This is a genomic window from Microbacterium sp. UFMG61, from assembly GCF_015354505.1.
Classification (GTDB): domain Bacteria; phylum Actinomycetota; class Actinomycetes; order Actinomycetales; family Microbacteriaceae; genus Microbacterium.
The window spans coordinates 21,873-32,092 of sequence record NZ_JACAFP010000019.1; the positions used below are offsets into that span (position 1 = coordinate 21,873).

Sequence of the window (10,220 nt, forward strand, 5' to 3'; positions counted from 1 at the left end):
GAAGGACCGTATCCCGGATTCCCTCCTTCGGTGCGTGAGATCTCCTTCACTGCGTGGGGCCGCACCACCCCACTCCTCGCGACTCAGATCGCCTTGCGCAGGGTGTATCCGCGGGGCGTCGCGACGAAGCCGGCCTCCTGCAGGGCGAGCGCGAGATCGGTGCCGTAGACGCCGTCGCCGTTCACCTTCTCGACCGTCAGTGTGTCGAGCCGGCGGGCTCGTGCGGTCGCGGCGAGGTCGGTGGCGGCGGCTTTCAGGATGTCGGTGTCGTCTGTGAAGCACAGCACCGTGCGCCCTCCTCGTTCGAGATACAGCACGAGCGACCCGTCGACGAGCACGACCAGACCACCCGCCTTGCGTCCCGGACGGTGCGACACGTCGTCTCGGCGCGGCCACCCGAGCGCGGCGCCGTAGGGATTCGCCGGATCCGTCGCGGCGAGCGTCACGGCGTCGCGCGGCGGCGGGTCGGCGAGGCCCGCGAAGGTCCGCAGACGGTCGACGGTGGCGGATGCCGCGAACTGCGCGGCGCCGAGCTTCTCGATCACGTACCCGCGACGGCAGTGCCCGGCCTCTTCGAAGCCGGCGAGCACGCGATAGGCCTGCGCGAAGCCGCCCGGCACACCCTCGGCCTGCACCGCACCACGGGTGACCACGCCGTAGCGGTCGAGCAGCAGCCCGGCGGTCACGGTCGCGCGGCGCGCGGCATCCGTCTCTACCGACGGCAGCAGCGACCATCGGCCGCCGACCGACGTCGGCCGCGGTGCGGTGCGGGTCAACGACATGCCGCGATAGGTGCGCGCGCGCGGGGCCCGCCGGGTCACGCGGTGAGCCTGGGACCCGCCGGCGAGCAGCGACCGGATCGGCGCGAAGGTGTCGTTCGTCACCCTGCCCGCCCAGGTGAGCGCCCAGAGCGCTTCGAGCACGGACTGCTCGTTCTCGGCTCCCGCCATCTCCTTGAGTTGCGAAGCGAAGTACGCACCACCCGCGTCGAGCGCGCCGAGCACCCGCGCCTCGAGCGAGTCGGGGGCGATCTCGTCGTCGGGTTCGGGCATCGTGAACGGTGCGAGGTCGGCGGGATGCAGCGACACCCACCCGTCACGACCCGGCAGAGTGCCGTGGCCCGACCAGATGACCTCTCCGGCTGCCGTCAGCTCGTCGAGAAGGGCGGGGGAGTAGTCGCGCACCCGCGAGGGCAGCACGAGCGATTCCCACGCGCTCGCGGGGATCGGGACGCCCGCGAACTGCTCGATCACCGTGAGCACGCCGTCGAGTCCCTCCAGCGGACGACTGAGATGCTGCCACTCCGGCAGGAAGCGGGCATAGGCCTCCGGCGACACCGGTTCGACACTGCCGCGGATCGCGGCGAGCGACCGCATGCGCAGCCGCCGCAGCACCTCAGTGTCGCACCACTCGGTCTCGTTCGCCGCACCCGAGGCCTCGGGCAGGAAGTATCCGCTCGTCAGACGCCCGGAATGCTCCAGCCGCTGCAGCGTGTGGCGGGCGACAGCGGCACCGAGGCCGAAGCGCTCGGCGACGGCATCCGTCGTGAAGGGACCGTGAGTGCGGGCGTATCGCGCGATGAGATCGCCGAGCGGGTCGGCGAGAGGCTCGAGGAAGGCGACCGGGATGCCGGTGGGCAGCGCCGCGCCCAGCGCGTCGCGCAACCGGCCGGCGTCTTCGATCGCGGCGATTCGGGTGGCACCCGCGATCGTCACGGGGATCGCGCGGCGCGCGGTGACGAGCGCATCGAGGTGCGCGGCGGCTGTTCCGGTCTCGGGGTCGAGCCGTTGGTCGATCTCGGCCGCATCCATCGGTCCGAGCATCCGTAGCAGGTCGGCGACGCCCTCGAGCCCGCGTGCGCGCCGTTCCGGATCGAGCCGCTGCGCCTCGCGTTCGAACTGGGCGATGACGGCGGGGTCGAGCAGCTCGCGCAACTCGACCGTGCCAAGCAGCTCTCCGAGCAGTGCGGGGTCGACTGAGAGAGCGGCGGCGCGACGCTCGGCGAGGGGCGAGTCGCCCTCGTACATGAACGCACCCACATAGCCGAACAGCAGGTCACGCGCGTACGGCGAGGGCTGTGACGGCTGGGTCTCGACGAGACGGATGCGTCGGTCGGCGATCGACGTCGCGAGCCTGCGCAGCGACGGCAGATCGTAGACGTCCTGCAGCACCTCGCGCAGGGTCTCGAGGATCACCGGGAAGGTCGGATGCCGTCGAGCCACCTCGAGCAGCTGCGCCGACCGCTGGCGCTGCTGCCACAGCGGCGTGCGTTTGTTGGGGTTCATGCGCGGCATCAGCAGCGCTCGGGCGGCGCACTCGCGGAAGCGCGAGGCGAAGAGCGCCGACCCGCCGACCTCCTGCGTCACGAGCTGCTCGAGCTCGTCGGGATCGAACACGAACAGCTCGGCGCCGGGCGGCTCGGCCTCGGCATCCGGGATGCGCACGATGATGCCGTCATCGCTCGCGACCGCCGATCCCTCGACGCCGAGGCGCTCGCGGATGCGCGCGTTGATCGCCAGCGCCCACGGCGCGTGCACCTTCATGCCGTACGGCGAGTGCAGGATGACGCGCCAGTCGCCGACCTCGTCGTGGCCGCGCTCGACCGTGAGCGTGCGGTCGGTGGGCAGGGTTCCGGTCGCCTCGCGCTGCTCGGTCAGGTGCGCCATCAGGTTCAGGCGGGCCTGATCGTCGAGACCCGCGTCGATGAGTCGCTGAGCGGCCTTCTCGGGCGTCGCCGCCGCCACCTCTCGCGAGAACCTGCCGAGCGCCTCGCCGAGTTCGAACGGGCGGCCGATGCCGTCGCCGTGCCAGAACGGCACCTTGCCGGGCTGCCCGTACGCGGGGATCACGTTGACCCGGTCGTGGGTGATCTCGGCGATCCGCCAGCTCGTCGTGCCGAGTGTGAAGACATCGCCGACGCGGGACTCGTAGACCATCTCCTCGTCGAGTTCGCCCACGCGTGCGCCCGTCGACTCTCCGGCGACGAACACGCCGAACAGGCCGCGATCGGGGATCGTGCCCCCGCTCGTGACGGCGATGCGCTGTGCACCAGGACGCCCGGTCAGCGTGCCGGCGTCCCTGTCCCACACCAGACGGGGGCGCAGCTCGGCGAACTCGTCGGAGGGGAAGCGGCCGGCGAGCAGATCGAGCGTCGCCTCATAGGCCGAGCGGGGGAGCGACTGGAACGGTGCCGACCGGCGGACCGTCTCGAACCACTCCTCGACGCCGATAGCCCCCAGCGCGCTCGCGGCGACGGTCTGCTGCGCGAGGATGTCGAGCGGGTTGCGCGGCACCTGGATGGCCTCGATCTTGCCCGCCAGCATCCGCTCGGTGACGATCGCGGTGTGCAGCACGTCGCCCCGATGCTTCGGGAAGAGGGCTGCGCGGCTGATCTCGCCGACCTGGTGGCCGGCGCGCCCCACGCGCTGCAGACCGGATGCCGCGGAGGGGGGCGCCTCGACCTGGATCACCAGGTCGACGGCACCCATGTCGATGCCGAGCTCGAGGCTGCTCGTCGCGACGACGCAGCGCAGCACACCGGACTTGAGCTCCTCCTCGACCTGGGCGCGCTGCTCCTTCGAGACCGAACCGTGGTGGGCCTTGGCGAGCACGGGGTCGGCTCCGGCCGTGGCACCCGCCTGTGCCATCATCGCCGCCGGCATCCGCGTGCTGGGTTCCTGAGCCTGTCGAAGGAGCCCCATGCGCTCGGAGTAGATCTCGTTGAGCCGCCCGGTGAGGCGCTCGGCGAGTCGTCGGGAGTTCGAGAACACGATGGTCGACTTGTTCTGCAGGATGCGGTCGACGATCGCCTCCTCGACATGCGGCCACACGGAACCGGTGACCTCGGTGTACTCGGCCTCGGCTGCGTCGCCGGCATCCTTCGGAGCTCCGGGCGGTGGAGGCGGGTTCGTCATGTCGTCCATCGGGACGACGACGCCGAGTTCGAACGTCTTCGACGCGGGGGGAGCGACGATCTCGACCGGGGCCGCCCCGCCGAGGAATCGTGCGACCTCGTCGATCGGCCGCACCGTGGCGGACAGCCCGATGCGCTGCGCCGGCTCGTCGTGGCCATGGGTGCGGCGCAGAGCGTCGAGCCGTTCGAGGCTCACCGCGAGATGGGCGCCGCGTTTGGTCGCGGCGACCGCGTGCACCTCGTCGATGATGACCGTGTACACGTCGCGCAGCGTCTCGCCGGCCCGGCTGGTGAGCATCAGGTACAGCGACTCGGGCGTCGTGATGAGGATGTCGGGCGGATCGGAGACGAGCTTGCGGCGGTCGCTCGAGGTCGTGTCGCCCGACCGCACTCCGACCGTCACGGCCGGGGCTTCGAGGCCGAGCCGGCGGGCGGACTGGCCGATGCCGATCAGCGGGGAGCGCAGGTTGCGCTCGACGTCGACGCCCAGGGCCTTCAGCGGCGAGATGTAGAGGATGCGGGTGCGCGAGGTGTCTTTCGCCTTCGCGGCGTTCGCCTTCCCGTTCGCCTTCGCGCTCGCTGTCTCGTTCGCCGTGTTCTCGCTGCGTTCGCGGAACACGCTGTCGATCGCCCAGAGGAAGGCCGACAGGGTCTTGCCTGATCCGGTCGGCGCGACGACGAGAGCGTGCTTGCCCGCGGAGATCGCATTCCAGGCGCCCGCCTGCGCGGGGGTGGGCGCGGGAAAAGCACCCCGGAACCAGTCTTGCGTGGCGGGGGTGAAGCGGTCGAGCACGTCGCTCATCCCTCCATCATCACCCGTGCCACCGACATCGGGGTCGCCATTGTCCGAGGCCGCGGGCATGCTGTAGGCATGGCGTCGCACAGCACGAACTACGTGAGCACTTTCATCGAGGTGTCCGAGGACTGCCCGGTCGACCACGCCGAAGAGCCGCCGGCGGGCGAGAAGCCGACGATCGCCGCGCTGCACCACCGACTGATCGCGGAAGAGCCCTACACGCGCACGTCTGACGACGTGATCTTCGAGACCCACGCGCTGCGCACCGGACTCGACCCCCACGACACCACAGCGCGAGAGGCGTTCTTCTCGAAGGGCCAGCCCTGCCTGCGCTCCTCGCCGCTGGGCAAGCGCTACGGCTGGGGCATCGCTCACGACGCCGAGGGGCGGGTCGCGCTCGTGCCCCGCGGCTCCGAGGAGTACGCGCTCCTGGCCGCCGACCCCGCGATCACCCATACGAAGGCGATGCGGAGCCGGCGGGCCTGAGCCTGTCAGATCTCGGCGAGAGATCCGTCCGCCTCGATCTCGAGTGTCAGATCGAGGTCGAGCCTCGAGAGGAACGCGTCGTCGTGACTCACGACGAGCACGGCCCCGCGGTAGGCGCGCAGCGCCTCGACCAGCTGGTCGACGGTGTCGATGTCGAGGTTGTTGGTCGGCTCATCGAGCACCACCAGGTGGGGCGCCGGGTCCGCGAGCAGCAGCGTCGCCAGTGCCACCCGGAACCGCTCGCCGCCGGACAGCGCGGAGACCGGTCGATCGGCGGTGGCCCCGCGGATCAGGAACCGCGCGAGCCGGTTGCGCAGTTCCTTCTCGGGTACCTGCGGCGCCGCATCCGCGATGTTCTCGAACACCGAACTGTGCTCATCGAGCCCGTCGACCCGCTGCGGCAGGTAGCCGATGCGGTCGGTGAGGGCCGTGGCCTCGAGGGTGGGCCGTTCAGAACTCAGCACCGATCTCTCTGCGTCACCCTGACACGCCTCGTCCGCCCCGATTTCCGCCCCGGGGCCCGGCATCGATGCTGAGTCGTGAACGTCGGCGTCGCGCACCAGCCGCTCGAGCAGCGTCGTCTTGCCGGCACCGTTGCGTCCGATCAGCGCGACGCGCTCGCCGCCCTGCACGATCCACGAGCGCTCCTCGTCTGCGAGCTCGGCCACACGTCGACTGCGCGAGATCTGGGGGTCTGGCAGCTCGATCTTCATCGAGGCATCCGCGCGGATCCGGCGCCCCGCCTCGTCGAGCGATGCGCGGGCGGCATCCTCCTTCGCCCCGACCTCGGTGCGCAGTCGTCCGGCCGAGACCTCGGCGGCCATCTTGCGGCCGTGCGCGATGATCTTCGGAACCCGCTTCTCGATCTCGGCCTTCTTGGCGGTGCGGGCGCGATGGGCGAGCTTCACCTCGGCCTCTATGCGCTGGCGCTTCTCCTTGCGGAATTCCTGCTTCGCGGTGACCTCGGCCTGTCGTGCCGCCTCCTGCTCGGTGTCGAGCCAGGCCCGCCACTCGGAGTACGGACCGCCGAAGACGCTCAGAGTCTGGGCGTAGAGCTCAGCGGTGTCGTCCATCAGCTCGAGCAGCGACAGGTCGTGGCTGACCACGATCAGCGTGCCCTTCCAGGCCCGGACCATCGCCGCCAGTGTCGCGCGCGCGTCGCGATCGAGGTTGTTGGTGGGCTCGTCGAGCAGCGTGATCGGCGCACGCCGCAGGCGGATGCCGGCGATCGCGACGAGCACCGCCTCCCCTCCCGACAGCTCGCCGATGCGACGGTCGAGGAAGTCGGGCGCGAGACCGGCCTCGGCCAGCGACATCTCGGCGCGCGCCTCGATGTCCCAGTCGTCGCCGACCGCATCGAAATGGGCGGGATCGACGTCGCCGGCTCCGATCGCGCGCACGGCGTCGAGAGCCGCGGCGACTCCGAGCAGATCGGCGACGCGACGATCGACGTCGAGCGTCAGCTGCTGCGGCAGGTACGCGACCTCGCCGCTCGCGGAGACGACGCCCGACGTCGCGGCCAGCTCGCCGGCGATCAGTCGCAGCAGCGTCGACTTGCCGGCGCCGTTGCGTCCGACGAGGCCGGTGCGGCCGGAGCCGAACGAGCCCGAGACCGAATCGAGGGCGAGTGAGCCGTCCGGCCAGGCGAAGGTGAGGCGGTCCAGAGTGACCGCGGCGTGAAGAGTGGGTACGGGCATGGTGTGTCCTGTCGAGTGCGGGGTGCACTGACACCGGTCGCCGCGAAGACCCCGTCTGAGCGGGGTGCGCCGTCGGGAGGACGGTGGGCGATGGTCTGCCGTGGAGTCGGCGATCGTCGGGTCAGCGCGCGGAGGGATGAGCGCGGAGGCGACGGATCAGATCAAAGGACTTCCAGACACGGCGGACAGGACTCCACGACGATACCCGGGCGTGTCGCGTTTTCGCAACCCCGGGCGCGTCGCGATGTTCGGCGTGGTGAGTTCGTACATCCTCCCGGCGGGGGATGCCGGGCTGCCGTCGCATCCGTACGGTGGAGTCATGGCAGATCACGAACCGAGCTCGCACGAGATGCGCACCCGGATGGGCCTCGGCGCGGGCCTGGCCGTCGGCATGGGAGCGGGGGTCGCGTTCGGAGTCTCGCTCGACAACTGGGCGGTGGGCATCGGGATCGGTCTCGCGATCGGCATCGCGCTGTCGGTCGCCTTCAGCCGTGCGCCGCGGCCGGCCGCGCCGGAGGAGTCTGCGGAGAATGACGGGGCGGGCGTTGCCGGCGACGGGGCGGCTGCTGCCGGCGCCCGAGGGGATGCTGGCGACGACAGGGCGGATGCCGACGACGACGGGGCGGATGCCGGCGACGACGGGGCGGATGCCGGCGACGACGGGGCGGATGCCGGCGACGACGGGGCGGATGCCGGCGGCATCGGCGGTCCGGATGCTTCCGGCCGTGACGAACCCACGTCGGACGGCCCCCGATCGGTCTGACGCACCCGAACGGTCTGATACCCCCCCCGACGAGCCTGAGTGCTCAGGCCTTCGCGACGCGCTCCATCCACTTCGTGAGGAAGACGTGCACGTCGCGCAGCTCGTCCTCGGAGATGCTGTGGGTGAGGCCGGTGTACACGCGCCCTGAGAGCTCGGAGTGCGACGGAAGCCACTCGGCCGTGTGGGCGATGCGCGCGGGCGGGATCACCTCGTCGTTCGACCCTCGGCCCCAGAACACCTGCGGACGCTTCTCGGTGAGCAGCTCGTCGTTCGGCAGCTCACCGTCGGCGACGTAGCCGCTCAGGGCGACCACGGCATCGACGCGATCGGGGGCGAGGCGCAGTGCCTGCAGGGCGACCGCGGCGCCCTGGGAGAACCCGAGGAACGCGACGGACGGAGCATCCGCCGCCGAGTCGTCGAGCCAGCGCAGGAAGGACTCCGCCGCGGTCGTCACCGCTGCGGAGCTGCGGCCGTCGAGACCCTCGATCGGGTACCAGGAGCGTCCGGGCATGGGCCAGGGCGGTGCGAGAGGGGCAGCGACGGATGCCACGGCGATGCCCTCGGGAAGGTAGGGGACGAGTCCGAAGAGGTCGTTCTCGTCGGCTCCGTATCCGTGCAGGAGCACGAGCAGCGGGAGGCCCGCGCGTTCGGCGGTGGACCAGCGCGTGAGAGCGCCGTCGATCGTCAGTTCGTCACTCACCCCTTCATGATGCCAGTCACCTCGGACACCGGCTCGCGGGTGCGGCTGGTAGAAAGGACACATGTCCGTCCGCACACCTGATCCCGATCCCGAGCCCGAAGACGGCCTCGGAGGCTTCGACGACGCGCAGTCGCCGTCTCGCGACGGCAACCCCGGCTGGCTCAGCGACTTCGAGCTCGAAGAGGCACGCCGTCGGCTGCCGATGCTCTACGTCGAGGCGATTCCGGTGCGCACCGACGGGTCCGGCCAGGTGACCGAGATCGGCATCCTGCTGCGATCCACCCCGCTCGGGGAGATGACCCGCACCATCGTGTCGGGTCGGGTGCGCTTCGGCGAGACGATCCGCGACGCGCTCTTCCGCCACGTCGAGAACGACCTCGGCCCCATGGCGTTCCCGCTGCTGCCGCCGCAGCCGCTGCCGTTCACGGTGGCCGAGTACTTCCCGATCCCTGGCGTCAGCGCCTACCACGACGACCGGCAGCACGCCGTGTCCCTGGCCTTCGTGGTGCCCGTGACGGGCACCTGCGAGCCTCGTCAGGACGCGCTCGAGGTCACCTGGTTCTCACCCGAGGCCGCCGGTTCCGACGCGGTCGCCGCCGAGATGGAGGGCGGCCGAGGCACGCTCATCCGTCAGGCGCTCGCGAACCTCGGACTGCTGCGGTAGCGGCAGATCCGGCGCAGCCGCACAGGCTGGCGCAGACGCGAAGACCCACCGTCACGACTCGTGACGGTGGGTCTCTGCGTATGCTCGGGCGTCGCGGCCCGAGGCTCAGCGCGTGGTGAGGCGACCGAGCTCGGCGACGAAGGCGTCGACGTCGGACTCCTCGGTGTCGAAGCCGCACATCCAGCGCACCTCGTTGCGCGCGGCATCCCAGTCGTAGAAGCGGAACGACTCGCGCAGCTGATCGGCGATGCCGTCGGGCAGCTGGGCGAACACGCCGTTGGCCTGCGTGGGCTGCGTGAACGTGACGCCGTCGATCGTGCCGGCCGCGATGCCGGCCTCGATCGAGCCGCGCAGCCGCTGAGCCATCGCGTTCGCGTGCTGGGCGTTGCGCAGCCACAGGTCGCCCTCGAGCAGGGCGATCAGCTGAGCCGACACGAAGCGCATCTTCGACGACAGCTGCATGTTGAACTTGCGCGAGTACTGCAGGCCGTTCGACGCCTCGGGGTTGAGCACGACGATCGCCTCGCCGAGCATGGCGCCGTTCTTGGTACCTCCGAAGCTCAGCACGTCGACTCCGGCATCGCGGGTGAACGCGCGCAGCGGCACGTCGAGGGCGGCGGCCGCGTTCGAGATGCGAGCGCCGTCGAGATGCAGGGTCATGCCGCGCTCGTGCGCGTGGTCTGCGAGGGCACGGATCTCGTCGACCGAGTACAGGGTGCCGAGCTCGGTCGACTGGGTGATCGAGACGACGAGCGGCTGCGCGCGGTGCTCATCGCCCCAGCCCCAGGCCTCGCGGTCGACGAGCTCGGGAGTGAGCTTGCCGTTCTCGGTGGGCACGGCGAGGATCTTGAAGCCCCCGATCTTCTCGGGTGCTCCGCCCTCGTCGACGTTGATGTGCGCGGTGGATGCCGCGATCACGGCGCCCCAGCGAGGCAGCATCGACTGCAGGCCGGTGACGTTCGCGCCGGTGCCGTTGAAGACCGGGTAGGCCTCGACGCCGTCGCCGAAGCGCGAGCGGAAGACCTCCTGCAGGCGTGCCGTGTAGGCGTCTTCGCCGTACGCGACCTGATGGCCGCCGTTCGCCGCCGCGATGGCCGCGAGGACCTCGGGGTGGACGCCGGAATAGTTGTCACTGGCGAAGCCCCGGATCGCGGGGTCATGCTGAATGCTCACCGCACAAGCCTACGGCCCGCCCCTGCCC

General features: G+C 70.8%; 7 protein-coding genes. 3 read left to right on the forward strand and 4 right to left on the reverse strand.

Translation table 11 applies throughout. The features are described 5' to 3' along the window. Window positions 1–83 precede the first annotated feature (83 nt). Window positions 84–4,715: an ATP-dependent helicase gene (locus IXW21_RS17130; RefSeq protein ID WP_194765447.1), complete on the reverse strand. Its 4,632-nt coding sequence runs from the start codon at window positions 4,713–4,715 to the stop codon at window positions 84–86. Between the two features lie 69 nt (window positions 4,716–4,784). Here IXW21_RS17130 and IXW21_RS17135 point away from each other — a divergent pair, with 69 nt between their 5' ends. Further along, a complete protein-coding gene (locus IXW21_RS17135) occupies window positions 4,785–5,195 on the forward strand; it encodes a DUF6157 family protein (RefSeq protein ID WP_194765448.1) in 411 nt (136 codons plus the stop codon). A 5-nt stretch (window positions 5,196–5,200) separates the two neighbouring features. Here the strand turns inward: IXW21_RS17135 and IXW21_RS17140 are convergent, their stop codons facing one another. Further along, window positions 5,201–6,892: an ABC-F family ATP-binding cassette domain-containing protein gene (locus IXW21_RS17140; protein WP_194765449.1), complete on the reverse strand. Its 1,692-nt coding sequence runs from the start codon at window positions 6,890–6,892 to the stop codon at window positions 5,201–5,203. Window positions 6,893–7,103: 211 nt separating this feature from the next. Between IXW21_RS17140 and IXW21_RS17145 the strand changes: the two genes are divergently transcribed. Further along, a complete protein-coding gene (locus tag IXW21_RS17145) occupies window positions 7,104–7,655 on the forward strand; it encodes a hypothetical protein (RefSeq protein ID WP_194765457.1) in 552 nt (183 codons plus the stop codon). Between the two features lie 43 nt (window positions 7,656–7,698). Here IXW21_RS17145 and IXW21_RS17150 read toward each other — a convergent pair whose 3' ends face one another. Further along, on the reverse strand, window positions 7,699–8,355 hold the full coding sequence (locus IXW21_RS17150; RefSeq protein WP_323742298.1) for an alpha/beta hydrolase: 657 nt from the start codon (window positions 8,353–8,355) through the stop codon (window positions 7,699–7,701). A 61-nt stretch (window positions 8,356–8,416) separates the two neighbouring features. Between IXW21_RS17150 and IXW21_RS17155 the strand changes: the two genes are divergently transcribed. After that, entirely contained in the window at window positions 8,417–9,019 is a 603-nt protein-coding gene (locus tag IXW21_RS17155) for an NUDIX hydrolase family protein (RefSeq protein ID WP_194765451.1), read from the forward strand. Between the two features lie 105 nt (window positions 9,020–9,124). On the opposite strand, the gene IXW21_RS17160 is transcribed toward IXW21_RS17155, so the two are convergent. Further along, on the reverse strand, window positions 9,125–10,192 hold the full coding sequence (locus IXW21_RS17160) for a threonine aldolase family protein (protein WP_194765452.1): 1,068 nt from the start codon (window positions 10,190–10,192) through the stop codon (window positions 9,125–9,127). Between the last annotated feature and the right edge of the window lie 28 nt (window positions 10,193–10,220).